Source organism: Ralstonia pickettii (assembly GCF_000607165.1).
Classification (GTDB): Bacteria; Pseudomonadota; Gammaproteobacteria; order Burkholderiales; family Burkholderiaceae; genus Ralstonia; species Ralstonia holmesii.
This window is the reverse complement of record NZ_JFZG01000003.1, coordinates 340,815-355,882: the sequence shown is the minus strand read 5'-3', so window position 1 is coordinate 355,882 and position 15,068 is coordinate 340,815. Positions and strand designations below refer to the sequence as shown.

Here is a 15,068-nt window from a genome sequence, read left to right as displayed (position 1 = left end):
CGGCAAAAAGCCGGCACCTCGCGAGAGGGCCGGCTTTTTTCATGGGCGATGGCGCCTGATCTTGAAAACCGGGCAGTTTCCCCAAGCTGATACGATGGTTTGCCGGTCAAACGCTCTCATGTGACGCCGGCTTTTCATCAAGGAGCCCACGATGTTCGGACGACTCTTCCGCTTGTGGAGCGTGGTGCGCAACGATGCGCGCCTGCTGTGGTTTGCCCTGCGCCATCCGGACAAGCCCTGGTGGCTCGCGCCGGCGGCGCTGCTGCTGGTGGGCTACGTCGTATCGCCAGTCGACCTGATTCCGGATGTCATCCCGGTGATCGGCTGGGTGGACGACATCGTGCTGGTGCCGTTCGCGCTGCACATACTGCTGCGCGGCCTGCCCGACCGCGTGCGCGAGGATGCGCGCTTTGCCGCCGCCCGGCGTGTGAAGCCCACCGGGCGGTAACTTTCCGCCTTACGGCAAGAGGATCGTCGAGCCGGTCGTCTTGCGCGCTTCCAGATCGCGGTGCGCCTGCGCCGCGTTCTGCAGTTCGTAGCGTTGGTGAATTTCGATTTTCACCTTGCCGCTGCTCACCACATCAAACAACTCTCCCGCCATCGGTTCCAGTAGCTCGCGCCGCGCCGTGTAGGTCATCAGCGTCGGGCGCGTGATCTTGAGCGATCCCTTTGCGCTCAGCACACCGAGGTCAACCGGCGGCACGGGGCCCGATGCGTTGCCGTAGGTGACCATCATCCCGCGCGGCGCGAGGCAGTCCAGCGAACCCGTAAACGTATCTTTGCCAATGCCGTCGTAGACCACCGGCACACCCTTGCCGCCGGTGATTTCGCGCACGCGCTCGGTAAAGTTCTCGCGCGTGTAGACGATGGTGTGATCGCAGCCGTGCGCGCGGGCGAGTTCAGCCTTGGCATCGCTGCCGACGGTGCCGATCACGATTGCGCCCAGCGCCTTGAGCCACTGGCACGCAATCAAACCCACACCGCCAGCGGCTGCGTGGAACAACACCGTATCACCGGGCTGAACGCGATAGCTGTCGCGGAGAAGGTATTGCGCGGTCATGCCCTGCAGCATCATCGCTGCGCCGGTTTCAAAGTCGATCGCATCCGGCAGGCGCACCAGAATGTCGGCCGGCATGGTTCGCACCGCCGCATAGGCCCCGGTCGGGCGGCCGGCATAGGCCACGCGGTCGCCGGGCTTGACGTGCGTCACGCCCAGGCCCACGGCTTCCACCACACCCGACGCTTCCATGCCGATACCGCCCGGCAGCGGCTGGGGATACAGCCCCGTGCGGAAATACACGTCGATGTAGTTCAGGCCGATGGCGTGCTGCTTGACCGTCACCTCGCCGGGGCCGGGCGCGGGCACGTCGACATCGACGTACTGCATCACTTCCGGACCGCCGGTCTCAAAGATGCGGATGGCTTTCGCTTGTGTCATGCGTGGATCTCCTTCGGATCGGGCGCCACCCGTTGCAGGGCAGACATCACCAGGTCGGCGGTGGCCAGGTTGGTGGCGCAGGGAATGTTGTGGACGTCGCAGGCACGGACCAGCGCGTTGATGTCGGGTTCGTGCGGCTGCGGCGTCATCGGATCGCGCAGGAAGATGACGGCGTCGACACGGCCTTCGGCTAACTGTGCGCCAATCTGCAAGTCGCCGCCCCACGGGCCGGACAGCATGCGCTGCACGGTCAGGCCGACTTCCTTCTCCAAGCGGCCACCGGTGGTGCCGGTCGCCAGCAGATCGCATTGCGACAGGAAGGCTCGGTGCGTTTGTGCGAAAGCGATCATGTCGTCTTTCTTGTGATCGTGTGCGATCAGGGCGACGCGGCGTTTGCGGGCTGCGCTTTCGGGCGTAAGAGTGGTCATCGTTATTGGCTTAGAAGGTGCCAGGGAAGCTGCCGCCATCCATCAGGATGTTTTGCGCATTCAGGTAGCCAGCGTGCTGGCTGCACAAGAAAGCACACACGGCGCCAAACTCGGCCGGTTGGCCGAAGCGTCGGGCCGGATTGCCCTGCCGCTTGCGGTCGAAATTTTCTTCTGCGCTGATGCCGGCAGCCTTAGCGCCAGCTTCCAGCGTCTTGGTCAGGCGGTCGGTCTCAAACTGGCCCGGCAGCAGATTGTTGATGGTCACGCCATGCTTGGCGACTTCACGCGCCAGGCCCGCCACGAAGCCGGTCAGGCCGGAGCGCGCGCCATTGGACAAACCCAGCACGTCGATCGGCGCCTTCACGGCACCGCTGGTGATATTGACAATGCGGCCCCAGCGGCGCTCGATCATCTTGTCGACGGTGGCTTTGATGAGGTCGATGGGCGTGAGCATGTTGGCGTTCAGGGCGGCATTCCACGCGTCGCGGTCCCAGTCGCGAAAGTTGCCCGGCGGTGGGCCACCCGCGTTGTTGACGAGAATGTCGGGCGAGCCGCCCAGTCGCTCGCATGCGAGCAGCGCCTCGGCGCGGCCTTCCGGCGTGGTGATGTCGGTGGCGACGGCTTCCACGCGCACGCCGTGCGCCGTGCGGATGCGTTCAGCGGCTGCCGACAGCGCCTCGGCACCGCGCGCGACAATCACCACGTCCACGCCTTCAGCGGCCAGCGCGTCGGCGCACGCAAAGCCCAATCCCTTGCTTGCGCCGCACACCAGCGCACGCTTGCCTTTCAGCCCCAAGTCCATCCTGTCTGACTCCTTGTGATTGTTATCTGTGTCGGCCGCCTGTCAGCCGCGACGGCGTGACAGCAGCGCCATCCCGGCAAGCACCAGCGCACTTCCGGCAATCTGCCAAATCGTGATCGGCTCGCCCAGCAGCCACCAGCCCAGCAGCAGCGTTGACACCGGCCCGATCATGCCCGCCTGCGACGCCACTGGCGCACCCACGCGCGCCACCGCCATCATCGTCATCGTGACCGGCGCCACCGTGCAGAACACCGAGTTGATGGTCGACAGCCCATACACCTGCCAGGGCAACACGAGGGCCGACACCGGCCGCAGCACCAGAAACTGGACGATACAGGCTGCGGTCGACACGCACATCGCATAGGCAACCAGCCGCATCGACCCAACGCGCTTGACCAGCTCACCGCTAGCCAGCAGATAGATACCGTAGCTGATGGCGCTGGCGAGCACCAATCCGCCGCCCAGCCACACGTTGTTGCCGCCCAGGTTGAGGTCGTGCGCGAACACCAGCACGATGCCGGCATAGGCCAGCGCCAGCGACACCCACTGCAAGCCGGTAATGCGCCGCTTGAATACCGTGGATGTAATCAGCAGCACGAATGACGGCGTTAGAAACAGGATCAGCCGCTCCAGCCCGGCCGTGATGTACTGCAGGCCGAGGAAATCGAGAAAGCTGGACAGGTAATAGCCGATGAGCCCCAAGCCGACGATGCGCCAGCGGTCTGGCACGGTCAGCGGCTCCGCACGGCGCGACTGCCACCACCCCATCGCCATGAACAGCGGCGCCGCCAGCAGCATGCGCAGGGTGATGACCATGACGGCGTCCACCTGATAGCGGTACATCAGCTTGGCGACGATGGCCTTGGCGGAAAACAGGACGGCGCCCACGGAGGCGAGCAGCAGGCCGCCGGTATCGGTGGTTCTTGCGGGAGTGGAAGACGCAGAAGACGCGGTGGTCACAGCGGGGCGCGGAGAGATGCGGGCGGCGTTGGAGAGCGTCGTCGATTGTATTGGAATTCAACAAAACGTTCCGGCGCGGGGTGCACCGCACGTGGCACAGGTTTCGCTTTGGGGCACACGGGACCGCCGTACAATCGCGCCAGCATTCCGAATATCAACAACGACAACGGATTCCTCATCGACATGAGCCAAACCACCTCCCCCGCGTTCTCTGCGGACGCTGCCGGGGCACCCGACCCGACGCTCTGGAACGAAGACCTCAACCCGACCCCGCAGGCTGCCCGCACCTGGACGGCGACCAACTACGCCGCGCTGTGGGTGTCGATGGTGGTGTCGGTGCCGGCCTACATGCTGGCTTCCGGCCTGATGAGCGAGGGCATGAACTGGTGGCAGGCCGTGTTGACGGTGTTCCTGGGCAACCTGATCGTGCTGGTGCCGATGGTGCTGGTAGGTCATGCCGGCACCAAGTACGGCATCCCTTTCCCTGTGCTGGTGCGCGCATCGTTCGGCGTGCGCGGCGCGCAGTTGCCGGCCATTCTGCGGGCCATCGTGGCATGCGGCTGGTTCGGCATCCAGACGTGGCTGGGCAGCCAGGCGATCTACACGATCCTCAACGTCGTCACCGACAACATGCTGGTCGGCAGCAACATTCCGGGGCTGGGCATCAACCCGGGCCAGGGCTTCTGCTTCCTGCTGTTCTGGGCGCTGCACATCTGGCTGATCACCAAGGGGCTCGAATCGATCAAGCGCTTCCAGGCGCTGGCCACCCCGCTGCTGATCCTGGCAGCACTTGGCTTGGTCTGGTGGGCGTATATCAACGCGGGCGGCTTTGGCCCGATGCTGTCGGCGCCATCGGCGTTTTCGGCGGGCGGCAAGCGCGCCGGCGAGTTCTGGGGTTTCTTCTGGCCGTCGCTGACTGCCATGGTGGGCTACTGGGCCACGCTGGCGCTGAACATTCCCGACTTCACCCGCTTTGCGCGCAGCCAGCGCGATCAGCTTGTCGGGCAGGCAATCGGGCTGCCCTTGCCGATGGGGTTGCTGGCGCTGGTGGCCGTGCTCGTCACGTCGTCCACGGTGGTCATCTACGGTCAGGCCATCTGGGATCCGGTCACGCTGGCCGGCAAGATGACGGGCCCGTCGGTCATCGTGGCGTTGCTGGCGCTCATCACCGCCACGCTGATGACGAACATCGCCGCCAACGTGGTTTCGCCGGCGTATGACTTCTCGAACCTGGCGCCGCATCGCATCTCGTTCCGCATCGGCGGCTACATCACGGCGGGCATCGGCCTAGCGATGATGCCGTGGAAGATCCTGGAGACGACCAAGGGCTACATCTTCACGTGGCTGGTCGGTTACGGCGCACTGCTAGGGCCGGTGGCCGGGATCATGATGGTCGACTATTTCCTGGTGCGTCGCACCGTGCTGAAGACCGGCGAGCTGTTCCGCATGGACGGCCCGTACGGTTACGGCAACGGTTGGAATGGCCGTGCCATCGTCGCGCTCGTCATCGGTGTTCTGCCCAATCTGCCGGGCTTCTTCAAGCAGGCCGGGTTCGTCGCCAGCGTGCCGGGCGTGTTCGAAGCGCTATACACGTATGCATGGTTCGTGGGACTCGCGATTTCGGCCGTGGTGTATGTGATCCTGATGCGCGGGCGCCGCTGAGCACCCCCACAATCGGCACGGGGCGCGCCGGTACAATGCGCCCCATCTGAGAATTCCTTGCCGCCATGAAACAAGATCCGCGCTTTCCGAACCTGTTCATCCTCAATCACCCGCTGATCCAGCACAAGCTCACGCACATGCGCGACAAGGACACGTCGACGCGCACGTTCCGCGAGCTGCTGCGCGAGATCACCTTGCTGATGGGCTACGAGATCACGCGCAACCTGCCGCTGACCAGCCGCCACATCGACACGCCGATGGGCCCGATGGAAGCGCCCGTCATCGCGGGCCGCAAGCTGGCTGTGGTGCCGGTGCTGCGCGCAGGCGTAGGTATGAGCGACGGTCTGGTGGAACTGATTCCGTCGGCACGCATCGGCCACATCGGCGTGTACCGCGACGAGCAACACCGCCCGGTGGAATACCTCGTGCGCCTGCCTGATCTGGAGGACCGCACCTTTATCCTGTGCGATCCGATGGTCGCCACCGGCTACTCCGCCGTACACGCCGTCGACGTGATGAAGAAGCGCGGCGTGCCCGACGAGAGCATCCTGTTCCTGGCGCTCGTGGCGGCGCCCGAAGGCGTGGAGGTATTCCAGCAGGCGCATCCGGGCGTGAAGCTGTTCGTGGCGTCGCTCGATTCGCACCTGGATGAAAACGCCTACATCATCCCGGGCCTGGGCGATGCGGGCGACCGCCTTTTCGGCACGAAAAACTGATCGCACGCTCCCAGCGCGAACAAAAACAGCCGGCAATGCCGGCTGTTGTCTTTGGTACGTCGGGGCGCTCAGCGCTTCTTCGATCCGCCCAGAATGCTGCCCAGCACGCCGCGCACGATTTCGCGCCCGACGGTCGAACCGATGGTGCGCATCGTCGACTTGGCCAATGTTTCGACAATCGAATCGCCCCGGCCGCTGCGGCCCGTACCCTTCGTCAGGATTGCGCCGACATCGCCAAGCCAGCCGCTCTCCGGTTGCGCGGGCGCAGGCGCAGGCGCCGGTGCGGGCACTGAACCTGTCGATGCACCGAAATCCGTACCGATGGAACCGGGTGCCGGCGCAGATGCCGGCCCGCCGTTTGCCACGCGGCCGCTCAGGATTTCGTACGCCGATTCACGGTCGATTGCCGCCTCATAGCGGCCGGCCACCAGCGAATTGGTCATCAGCTCGCGGCGCTCGTCGTCCGAGATCGGGCCGATGCGCGATGCGGGCGGGACGACGAACGCACGCTGCGTAACCTCGGGGCGGCCGCCCTCGTCCAGCATTGAGATCAGCGCCTCGCCCACGGCCAATTCGCCAATGGCCTCTTCGATGCTGAATTCCGGATTTGCGCGCATCGTTGTCGCTGCCGCCTTGACGGCCTTCTGATCGCGCGGCGTGAAGGCCCGCAGCGCGTGCTGCACGCGGTTGCCGAGCTGGCCAAGCACCGTGTCCGGCACGTCGGCGGGGTTCTGCGTCACAAAGTACACGCCCACACCCTTGGAGCGGATCAGCCGCACCACCTGCTCCACCTTCTGCAGCAGCGACGGCGGCGCGTCATTGAACAGCAGGTGCGCCTCGTCAAAAAAGAAGGCGAGCTTGGGCTTGTCCACGTCGCCCACCTCCGGCAGATGCTCGAACAATTCAGAGAGCATCCACAGCAGGAACGTCGCGTACAACTTGGGCGCATTGAGCAGCTTGTCGGCCGCCAGGATGTTGATCACACCCTGGCCGCGCACGGTCTGCATCAGGTCATTGATATCCAGCATCGGCTCGCCGAAGAACTGGTCGGCGCCCTGCTCTTCCAGCGCGATCAGGTTGCGCTGGATGGCCCCGATGCTGGCCGACGAGATGTTCCCGTACTTGTTCGTGTAGTCCGACGAGTGCTCGCCAACGTGCTGGAGCATCGCGCGCAGGTCTTTCATGTCGAGCAGCGCGAGGCCCGAGTCATCAGCAATCTTGAAGACGAGATTGAGCACGCCGGTCTGGATGTCATTCAGCTCCAGCATGCGCGAGAGCATCAGCGGGCCCATGTCGGACACGGTGGCGCGCACGGGGTGGCCACGCTCGCCGTACACATCCCACAACGTGACCGGGCAGTTGGCCCATTGCGGCTCTTCCAGACCGCGCTCCTGCAGGCGGGCCTTGAGCTTGTCGTTGGACTGGCCAGCTTGCGAAATGCCGGTCAGATCACCTTTTACGTCGGCCAGGAAAACCGGTACGCCGATCTTCGACAGGCCCTGGGCGATCGTTTGCAGGGTGACGGTCTTGCCGGTGCCAGTGGCGCCGGTGATCAAGCCATGCCGGTTGGCGAGCTGGGGCAACAGCACCAACTCCGCTTTGGCGTTCTTGGCAATCAGGATGGGATCGGTCATGGCGTTTGGACGAGGATCAATCTGGGGGGACGACACGCCAGCAAGTCGACCGGATGGACGGGGCGGCGGGCGTGTGCAGCATGCTAAAATCCGCGACCGATTATAGAGCGTGCAGGTGGCGTCAAACCGCCATCTGAGCGCCAGATTCCACTGCATTCCGCTCGGAGAGTTTCATGGCCGGTCATTCCAAATGGGCCAATATCAAACATAAGAAAGCCGCTGCCGACGCCAAGCGCGGCAAAGTTTGGACGCGCCTGATCAAGGAAATCACCGTGGCGGCCCGTCTGGGCGGCGGCGATGCCGACTCCAATCCGCGCCTGCGCCTGGCCATGGACAAGGCCACCGACGCGAACATGCCCAAGGACAACATCAACCGCGCCATCCAGCGCGGTGTGGGTGGCCTGGAAGGCGCGAACTACGAAGAAATCCGCTACGAAGGCTACGGCATCAACGGCGCAGCCGTGATCGTCGACTGCCTGACCGATAACCGCACGCGCACCGTGGCCGAAGTCCGCCACGGTTTCGACAAGTACGGCGGCAACATGGGCACATCGGGCTCCGTCGCGTTCCTGTTCGACCACATCGGTCAGTTCATCTATGCGCCGGGCACGCCCGAAGACAAGCTGATGGACGCAGCGCTCGAAGCCGGCGCCGACGATGTCGTCACGCATGAAGACGGCTCGCTCGAAGTCATCTGCCCGCCCAACGATTTCACCAAGGTCAAGACCGCGCTGGAAGCCGCCGGCTTCAAGGCGGAACTGGCCGAAGTCATCATGAAGCCGCAGACCGAAGTCGAGTTCACCGGCGAAGACGCGGTCAAGATGCAGAAGCTGCTCGACGTCCTGGAAAACCTGGACGACGTGCAGGAAGTCTTCACCAACGCGGTCATCGGGGAGTAAGTCCCGGACACGCGCATAACGGCGATCGACCTCACGATCGCCGTTTTTGTTTTCCAGATTTCGATTTTTTGAGTAGGTACAGCATGAAAGTGATGGTGGTCGGTTCGGGCGGTCGAGAGCACGCCCTGGCATGGAAGCTGGCACGCTCGCCCAAGGTGCAGGTGGTATACGTGGCCCCCGGCAACGGCGGCACGGCGCTCGACAAGCGCCTGCAGAACCTCCCGATCACGGATCCGGAAGTGCTGGCCGCCTTTGCCGAGCGCGAGGGCATCCACTTCACGGTGGTCGGGCCGGAGGCGCCGCTGGCCGCCGGCATCGTCGACCTGTTCCGCGCCAAGGGCCTGCGCATCTTCGGGCCAACCAAGGCCGCCGCGCAGCTCGAATCGTCGAAGGATTTCGCCAAGGCGTTCATGCACCGCCACGGCATTCCGACCGCCAAGTACCAGACCTTTGGCGATGCTGCGCAGGCACACGCGTACATTGACCAGGAAGGCGCCCCGATCGTCATCAAGGCCGATGGACTGGCCGCCGGCAAGGGCGTGGTCGTGGCAATGACCGCCGAAGAAGCGCACAGCGCCATCGACATGATGCTGGCTGACAACCGCCTCGGTGACGCCGGTGCGCGCGTGGTGATCGAAGAATTCCTCGCTGGCGAAGAAGCCAGCTTCATCGTCGTGTGCGACGGCAAAAACGTCGTGGCGCTGGCCACCAGCCAGGACCACAAGCGTCTGCTCGACGGCGACGCCGGCCCCAACACGGGCGGCATGGGCGCCTACTCGCCCGCGCCGGTGGTCACGCCCACGCTGCACGCCCGCGCGCTGCGCGAGATCATCATGCCGACGATCCGAGGCATGGAGAAGGATGGCATTCCTTACACCGGTTTCCTGTATGCCGGCCTGATGATCGACGCAGAAGGCAACCCCAAGACGCTCGAATTCAACTGCCGCATGGGCGATCCGGAAACGCAGCCCATCATGGCGCGCATGAAGACCGATCTGTACGACGTGCTCGACCGCGCCATCGACGGCAAGCTCGACGGCATGGAGCTGGACTGGGACCGCCGCACCGCGCTGGGCGTGGTTATGGCCGCACACAATTACCCGGACACGCCGCGCAAGGGCGACGTCATCACCGGCATCCCGAAGGAAACCGAAGACAGCGTCACCTTCCACGCTGGCACCACGCTCAAGGACGGCGTGTTGACCACCAACGGCGGCCGAGTGCTGTGCGTGGTTGGCCTGGCCGATACCGTCAAAGCGGCCCAGCGTGCGGCGTACAACGCCATCGAGCAGATCCACTTTGACGGCGCCCAGTACCGGACCGATATCGGCCATCGCGCCATCCGCCATTAAGCAATAGCCAGCCGCGCTGATGCCCCACCATGGGGCAGGCGCGGCATCCGTCACCCCGGGTGATCCCCGACTTGCCCCGGCTGCCCGCCCGCTACAATGGTGACAACCGTATGACTCGGCCTGACTCGCCCCTACGAGCGGCCCCTTCTGATCGCATGGATACCCAAGCCGTCCGCGCCTACCTGCTGGACCTGCAGGACCGCATCACCACTGCCGCCAGCGCGCTGGACGGCGGCACGTTCGTCACCGACGCGTGGGAGAAGCCGCCCACCGAGCGCCTGCGCGGCAGCGGTCGCACCCGCATTCTGGAAGGCGGCGCGCTGCTTGAGCGCGGGGGCGTCGGTTTTTCGCACGTGATGGGCGACACCCTGCCCCCGTCGGCCACCGCCAACCGGCCAGAATTGGCGGGGCGCGGTTTCGAGGCAATGGGCGTGTCGCTGGTCTTCCACCCACGCAATCCCTACGTGCCGACGGTGCATATGAATGTGCGCTGCTTCGTCGCCGTGCGCCCCGACGCCGAGCCCGTCTGGTGGTTCGGTGGCGGCATGGATCTCACGCCCTATTACGGCTTCACCGAAGACGCCGCACACTTCCACCGCACCTGCCAGGGCGCCCTGGCGCCCTACGGCGACGAGCTGTACCCGCGCTTCAAGCAATGGTGCGACGATTATTTCTATCTGAAGCACCGCAAGGAAGCGCGCGGCGTCGGCGGCATATTCTTCGACGACTTTGCGGAGCTGGGCTTCGAGCGCAGCTTCGAGATGATGCGCTCGGTTGGCGACGCCTTCCTGCCCGCTTGGCTGCCCATCGCCGAACAACGCCACGCCACGCCCTACGGTGAGCGCGAGCGCGCCTTCCAGGCCTATCGTCGTGGCCGCTATGTCGAGTTCAACCTCGTATTCGACCGCGGCACGCTGTTCGGCCTGCAAAGCGGCGGCCGCGCCGAATCGATCCTGATGTCGATGCCGCCGGTGGCCAACTGGCGCTACGACTGGCAGCCGGAACCGGGTTCGCCGGAAGCGGCGCTGTACACCGATTTCCTGCCGGCGCGCGATTGGGTATGACGCTTCCCACGTTCGTGCGCCCCGATCTCGATCGCCCTTATCGGCTTGGCTTGCTGGGTGGCACGTTCGATCCGCCGCATGTCGGCCACATCGCCCTGGCCGAGCTGTGCATTGCCCGCCTCGACCTGGATGAGCTGCTGTGGATCCCGACCGGCGTGTCCTGGCAGAAAGCCGCCGACATCACGCCCGCGCCGCTGCGCTTTGCCATGACCGAACTGGCCGCCAAAGCGGTGCGCGGCGGCCGCGCCCGAGTCCACGCGAGCAGCATGGAAGTCGACCGCCACGGGCCCAGCTACACCATCGACACCGTGCGTGAATTGCGGGGTGTCTACGGCCCGGACACCTCCATGGCATGGCTCATGGGCGCCGACCAGCTCGTCGGCCTGGACACTTGGCACGGCTGGCAGGACCTGTTCGAATACGTTCACTTGTGCGTCGCCACACGCCCCGGTTTCGACCTTCAGGCGCTACATGCGCCGGTGCAGCGCGAACTCGATGTGCGCCGGGCCGGCACGGCATTGATACAATGCGCACCCGCAGGCCATATGTGGATCGACCAGACCCTGGCTGTCGACCTGTCGTCCACCCGCCTGCGCCGGCAGCTTGCCACCGGCGCGCGCTGCGACATCGACCTGCCCGCCGGCGTGGCCGACTTGATCCAATCGCATTCGCTGTACCGCCGTGCCAATGGCACGGTCAGTGCTTGACCGCGTGATTGACCGCATTCACGCGCTTCTTTTCGACCTTTTTTCTCGCCTTTTAAACGTTCTTCTCACTCAGTATGGATATTCGCAAACTACAACGCGTGATCGTCGACGCGCTCGAAGACGTCAAGGCGCAAGACATCAAGGTCTTCAATACGACCCACCTGACCGAACTGTTCGACCGTACGGTCATCGCCAGCGGCACGTCTAACCGCCAAACCAAAGCTCTGGCCGCATCGGTGCGTGACGCCGTCAAGGAAGCCGGCGGCCACGTCATCGCCGTGGAAGGCGAAGACGTAGGCGAATGGGTGCTGGTCGACTGCGGCGACGCCGTGGTCCACATCATGCAGCCGCAGCTGCGCCAGTACTACAACCTCGAAGAGATCTGGGGTGACAAGCCGGTGCGCATCGAACTGGGCGGCACCGGCAAGCGTGGCTTGCCCAAGGCCAGCGAAGGTTACGACGACGAGGAAGACGAGGCCGAAGAGGTCACGCCGGCCAAGCGTCGCACCACCAAGCCGAAGCTGGCAGGTGAACGCCCGACCAAGGCCGCAACACCGGCCAAGAAGGCTCCCGCCAAGAAGCCCGCCACCAAGCGGGCTACCGGTGCTGGCAAGACCGCCACCAAGACCGCCGCAAAAACGGCAACCAAGACGGCAGCCAAGCGCGCTCCGGCCAAGAAGCGCGCAGCGTAACGTCGAGCGCGCAGTCTCGCCATGCAGTTGCTGATCGTTGCCGTGGGGCACAAGATGCCGTCCTGGATCGAGGACGGCTTCTCTGAATACGCCAAGCGCATGCCGCCCGAACTGCGCATCGAACTGCGCGAAATCAAGCCTGAGCAGCGCTCCGGCAGTCGCACCGCTGCCACCGTCATGCAGCTTGAAGCGGCGCGCATTGAAGCCGCGCTGCCCAAGGGCTGCCGCATGATCGCGCTGGATGAGCGCGGCAAAGACCTCACCACCGTCGCACTGGCTGAATCCCTCGCCGGATGGCAACAGGAAGGCGGCGACATCGCCTTCGTGATCGGCGGCGCGGATGGGCTGGACCCGGCGCTCAAGGCCAAGGCTCGCATGCTGATCCGCCTATCGAGCCTGACGCTGCCGCACGGCATGGTGCGCGTGCTTCTGGCCGAGCAGCTCTACCGCGCGTGGAGCATCACGCAGAACCACCCATATCATCGCGTATGACCATGGATGCACCCGGCGCGCCGCACCTCTATCTCGCCTCGCAGAGCCCGCGCCGGCAGGAACTGTTGCGCCAGATCGGCGCGCGTTTCGAGCTGCTGCTGGCCGGCGAAGATGAAGATGCCGAAGCGCTGGAAGCCGTGCTCCCCGGGGAGACGCCCGATGACTACGTCCAACGTGTCTGCGCATTGAAGGCACAAGCCGCGGTGCGCCGCCGCATTGCACGCGACCTCCCCGCCCGACCAATCCTCACGTCCGACACCACGGTATGCTTGGGCGGCGAGATCCTCGGCAAGCCGACCGACGCCGCCGATGCGCATCGCATGCTGCGCGCCATGTCCGGCCGCGAACATCGCGTGCTGACCGCCGTGACGGTCGTCACCGCCAGCGGCACGCCAATGCACGCGCTGTCTGTTTCCGATGTGCGCTTTGCCGTGCTGACGGACAACGACATCGCCCGCTACATCGCCAGCGGCGAGCCCTTCGGCAAGGCGGGCGCGTACGGCATCCAGGGTCGCGCAGCCGCCTTTGTCGCCCATATTTCGGGAAGCTATTCGGGTATCATGGGCCTACCCTTGTTCGAGACCGCCGCACTACTCGCACAGGCGAGCATCACGCTGTAACTCGCCCCTGACCGGCCGCTGAAGCACGCACCGGACAGCGTGCGAGGGCCGGTTTCAAGACACGCTTCGGGCGCATACGATCAAGCCCGGAGGCGGGTGCTGAAACCCGCTCTCCAGGTACCCCCATGTCCGAAGACATCCTCGTCAATATCACGCCGCAAGAAACGCGCGTGGCCATCGTCCAGCAAGCCGCCGTTCAAGAACTTCACATCGAGCGCACGCTAACGCGCGGCCTGGTCGGCAACATTTACCTTGGCAAGGTGGTGCGCGTGCTGCCCGGCATGCAATCGGCCTTCATCGACATCGGGCTCGAGCGCGCGGCGTTTTTGCATGTGGCCGACATCTGGCACCCGCGTGACGCCAAGGACGCGCCACCCGCCCCCCAGGTCGCCATCGAGAAGACGCTCTTCGAGGGCCAGGCGCTGATGGTGCAGGTCATCAAAGACCCGATCGGGACCAAGGGAGCGCGGCTGTCCACGCAGGTCAGCATTGCCGGCCGCACGCTGGTGTATCTACCCCAAGACCCGCACATCGGGATCTCGCAGAAGATCGGTAACGAGGCCGAGCGTGAGGCGCTGCGCACGCGCGTGACCGCCATGGTGCCCACTGAGGAACGCGGTGGCTTCATCGTGCGTACCATCGCCGAAGAGTCGACCGACGAAGAACTTGCCAACGACGTTGCTTACCTGCGCAAGATCTGGGCGACCATCCGTCACAACGCGACCACCCTGCCCGCCCCGTCGATCCTGTATCAGGACCTGAACCTCGCCCAGCGCGTGCTGCGCGATTTCGTGACGGACGAAACGCGCAGCATCCAGGTCGATTCGCGCGAGAACCATCAGAAGCTTGTCGAGTTTGCGCAAGAGTACACACCGGCCGTAGTCGAGCGCCTGACGCATTACACCGGCGAACGGCCAATCTTCGATCTGTACAACATCGAGGCGGAGGTTGAGCGCGCGCTGTCGCGCCGGGTCGACCTGAAATCGGGTGGCTACCTGATGATCGACCAGACCGAGGCGATGACGACCATCGACGTCAACACCGGCGGTTACGTGGGCGCACGCAACTTCGACGACACGATCTTCAAGACCAACCTGGAAGCGGCCCACACCATCGCGCGGCAACTGCGGCTGCGCAACCTGGGCGGCATCATCATCATCGACTTCATCGATATGGAGTCGGCCGAGCATCGCGACGCGGTGTTGGCGGAACTGCGCAAGGCGCTGTCACGCGACCGCACGCGCATCACCGTCAACAGCTTCTCGCAGCTTGGGCTGGTGGAGATGACGCGCAAGCGCACGCGGGAATCGCTCGCGCACGTGCTCTGCGAGCAGTGCCCGGTGTGCCAGGGCAAGGGTCAGGTGAAGACGCCACGCACGGTGTGCTACGACATCCTGCGCGAAATCATGCGTGAGTCGCGGCAGTTCAATCCGCGCGAATTTCGCATCCTTGCTTCGCAAGCGGTGATTGATCTGTTCCTGGAAGAAGAAAGCCAGCACCTTGCGATGCTGGGCGATTTCATCGGCAAGCCGATTTCGCTGCAAGTGGAATCGTCGGCGGCCAGCCAGGAGCAATACGACATCATCCTGATGTAGCACGGCT

At 64.7% G+C, this 15,068-nt stretch carries 16 protein-coding genes; 11 read left to right on the top strand and 5 right to left on the bottom strand.

All coding sequences use genetic code 11. From position 1 onward, the window contains the following. The first annotated feature begins 151 nt into the window (after positions 1–151). A complete protein-coding gene (locus tag BG83_RS0102280; RefSeq protein ID WP_024975206.1) occupies positions 152–448 on the top strand; it encodes a YkvA family protein in 297 nt (98 codons plus the stop codon). A gap of 9 nt (positions 449–457) precedes the next feature. Here BG83_RS0102280 and BG83_RS0102275 read toward each other — a convergent pair whose 3' ends face one another. The 4 genes from BG83_RS0102275 to BG83_RS0102260 are packed head-to-tail and all read right to left on the bottom strand — an operon-like array spanning position 458 to position 3,628. Beyond that, positions 458–1,438, bottom strand: a complete 981-nt coding sequence (locus BG83_RS0102275) for a quinone oxidoreductase family protein (RefSeq protein WP_024975205.1) — start codon at positions 1,436–1,438, stop codon at positions 458–460. Next, positions 1,435–1,866: a methylglyoxal synthase gene (locus tag BG83_RS0102270; protein ID WP_024975204.1), complete on the bottom strand. Its 432-nt coding sequence runs from the start codon at positions 1,864–1,866 to the stop codon at positions 1,435–1,437. The genes BG83_RS0102275 and BG83_RS0102270 overlap by 4 nt, the downstream gene beginning before the upstream one ends. A gap of 10 nt (positions 1,867–1,876) precedes the next feature. Next, the gene (locus BG83_RS0102265; protein ID WP_024975203.1) at positions 1,877–2,668 is read right to left on the bottom strand and encodes an SDR family oxidoreductase; all 792 of its coding nucleotides are present in this window, start codon (positions 2,666–2,668) and stop codon (positions 1,877–1,879) included. A gap of 42 nt (positions 2,669–2,710) precedes the next feature. After that, complete coding sequence (locus BG83_RS0102260) at positions 2,711–3,628, bottom strand: DMT family transporter (protein WP_024975202.1); 918 nt, start codon at positions 3,626–3,628, stop codon at positions 2,711–2,713. 183 nt (positions 3,629–3,811) lie between these two features. Between BG83_RS0102260 and BG83_RS0102255 the strand changes: the two genes are divergently transcribed. Beyond that, positions 3,812–5,290, top strand: a complete 1,479-nt coding sequence (locus BG83_RS0102255; protein WP_024975201.1) for an NCS1 family nucleobase:cation symporter-1 — start codon at positions 3,812–3,814, stop codon at positions 5,288–5,290. A gap of 65 nt (positions 5,291–5,355) precedes the next feature. Next, positions 5,356–6,006: a uracil phosphoribosyltransferase gene (gene upp, locus BG83_RS0102250; RefSeq protein ID WP_024975200.1), complete on the top strand. Its 651-nt coding sequence runs from the start codon at positions 5,356–5,358 to the stop codon at positions 6,004–6,006. A 68-nt stretch (positions 6,007–6,074) separates the two neighbouring features. Here upp and BG83_RS0102245 read toward each other — a convergent pair whose 3' ends face one another. Beyond that, positions 6,075–7,640 (bottom strand): helicase HerA-like C-terminal domain-containing protein, encoded by a 1,566-nt coding sequence (locus BG83_RS0102245; protein WP_024975199.1) that lies wholly within the window; start codon positions 7,638–7,640, stop codon positions 6,075–6,077. 173 nt (positions 7,641–7,813) lie between these two features. Between BG83_RS0102245 and BG83_RS0102240 the strand changes: the two genes are divergently transcribed. The 8 genes from BG83_RS0102240 to rng all read left to right on the top strand — a co-directional run bounded on the left by BG83_RS0102240 (position 7,814) and on the right by rng (position 15,061). Next, a complete protein-coding gene (locus tag BG83_RS0102240) occupies positions 7,814–8,539 on the top strand; it encodes a YebC/PmpR family DNA-binding transcriptional regulator (protein WP_024975198.1) in 726 nt (241 codons plus the stop codon). Between the two features lie 83 nt (positions 8,540–8,622). Further along, positions 8,623–9,891: a phosphoribosylamine--glycine ligase gene (purD, locus tag BG83_RS0102235; protein ID WP_024975197.1), complete on the top strand. Its 1,269-nt coding sequence runs from the start codon at positions 8,623–8,625 to the stop codon at positions 9,889–9,891. Positions 9,892–10,046: 155 nt separating this feature from the next. Then, positions 10,047–10,955 carry an oxygen-dependent coproporphyrinogen oxidase gene (hemF, locus tag BG83_RS0102230; protein WP_024975196.1) on the top strand — a complete coding sequence of 303 codons (909 nt, stop codon included), beginning with the start codon at positions 10,047–10,049 and terminating at the stop codon, positions 10,953–10,955. Next, positions 10,952–11,662: a nicotinate-nucleotide adenylyltransferase gene (locus BG83_RS0102225; protein ID WP_024975195.1), complete on the top strand. Its 711-nt coding sequence runs from the start codon at positions 10,952–10,954 to the stop codon at positions 11,660–11,662. The genes hemF and BG83_RS0102225 overlap by 4 nt, the downstream gene beginning before the upstream one ends. A gap of 74 nt (positions 11,663–11,736) precedes the next feature. Further along, a complete protein-coding gene (rsfS, locus tag BG83_RS0102220) occupies positions 11,737–12,354 on the top strand; it encodes a ribosome silencing factor (RefSeq protein ID WP_024975194.1) in 618 nt (205 codons plus the stop codon). A gap of 21 nt (positions 12,355–12,375) precedes the next feature. Next, positions 12,376–12,846, top strand: coding sequence for a 23S rRNA (pseudouridine(1915)-N(3))-methyltransferase RlmH (gene rlmH, locus BG83_RS0102215; RefSeq protein WP_024975193.1), 471 nt, complete (start codon positions 12,376–12,378; stop codon positions 12,844–12,846). Continuing rightward, positions 12,843–13,466, top strand: coding sequence for a Maf family protein (locus BG83_RS0102210; RefSeq protein WP_024975192.1), 624 nt, complete (start codon positions 12,843–12,845; stop codon positions 13,464–13,466). Before rlmH ends, BG83_RS0102210 begins: the two co-directional genes overlap by 4 nt. Positions 13,467–13,591: 125 nt before the next feature. Further along, positions 13,592–15,061, top strand: coding sequence for a ribonuclease G (gene rng, locus BG83_RS0102205; RefSeq protein WP_024975191.1), 1,470 nt, complete (start codon positions 13,592–13,594; stop codon positions 15,059–15,061). The last annotated feature ends 7 nt before the right edge of the window (positions 15,062–15,068 follow it).

What these genes read in the sequence shown, in the direction of transcription:
- BG83_RS0102280 (WP_024975206.1), top strand. Translation starts at nt 152, where the DNA reads ATGTTCGGACGACTCTTCCGCTTGTGGAGCGTGGTGCGCAACGATGCG.
- BG83_RS0102275 (WP_024975205.1), bottom strand. Translation starts at nt 1,438, where the DNA reads ATGACACAAGCGAAAGCCATCCGCATCTTTGAGACCGGCGGTCCGGAA.
- BG83_RS0102270 (WP_024975204.1), bottom strand. Translation starts at nt 1,866, where the DNA reads ATGACCACTCTTACGCCCGAAAGCGCAGCCCGCAAACGCCGCGTCGCC.
- BG83_RS0102265 (WP_024975203.1), bottom strand. Translation starts at nt 2,668, where the DNA reads ATGGACTTGGGGCTGAAAGGCAAGCGTGCGCTGGTGTGCGGCGCAAGC.
- BG83_RS0102255 (WP_024975201.1), top strand. Translation starts at nt 3,812, where the DNA reads ATGAGCCAAACCACCTCCCCCGCGTTCTCTGCGGACGCTGCCGGGGCA.
- upp (WP_024975200.1), top strand. Translation starts at nt 5,356, where the DNA reads ATGAAACAAGATCCGCGCTTTCCGAACCTGTTCATCCTCAATCACCCG.
- BG83_RS0102245 (WP_024975199.1), bottom strand. Translation starts at nt 7,640, where the DNA reads ATGACCGATCCCATCCTGATTGCCAAGAACGCCAAAGCGGAGTTGGTG.
- BG83_RS0102240 (WP_024975198.1), top strand. Translation starts at nt 7,814, where the DNA reads ATGGCCGGTCATTCCAAATGGGCCAATATCAAACATAAGAAAGCCGCT.
- purD (WP_024975197.1), top strand. Translation starts at nt 8,623, where the DNA reads ATGAAAGTGATGGTGGTCGGTTCGGGCGGTCGAGAGCACGCCCTGGCA.
- hemF (WP_024975196.1), top strand. Translation starts at nt 10,047, where the DNA reads ATGGATACCCAAGCCGTCCGCGCCTACCTGCTGGACCTGCAGGACCGC.
- BG83_RS0102225 (WP_024975195.1), top strand. Translation starts at nt 10,952, where the DNA reads ATGACGCTTCCCACGTTCGTGCGCCCCGATCTCGATCGCCCTTATCGG.
- rsfS (WP_024975194.1), top strand. Translation starts at nt 11,737, where the DNA reads ATGGATATTCGCAAACTACAACGCGTGATCGTCGACGCGCTCGAAGAC.
- rlmH (WP_024975193.1), top strand. Translation starts at nt 12,376, where the DNA reads ATGCAGTTGCTGATCGTTGCCGTGGGGCACAAGATGCCGTCCTGGATC.
- BG83_RS0102210 (WP_024975192.1), top strand. Translation starts at nt 12,843, where the DNA reads ATGACCATGGATGCACCCGGCGCGCCGCACCTCTATCTCGCCTCGCAG.
- rng (WP_024975191.1), top strand. Translation starts at nt 13,592, where the DNA reads ATGTCCGAAGACATCCTCGTCAATATCACGCCGCAAGAAACGCGCGTG.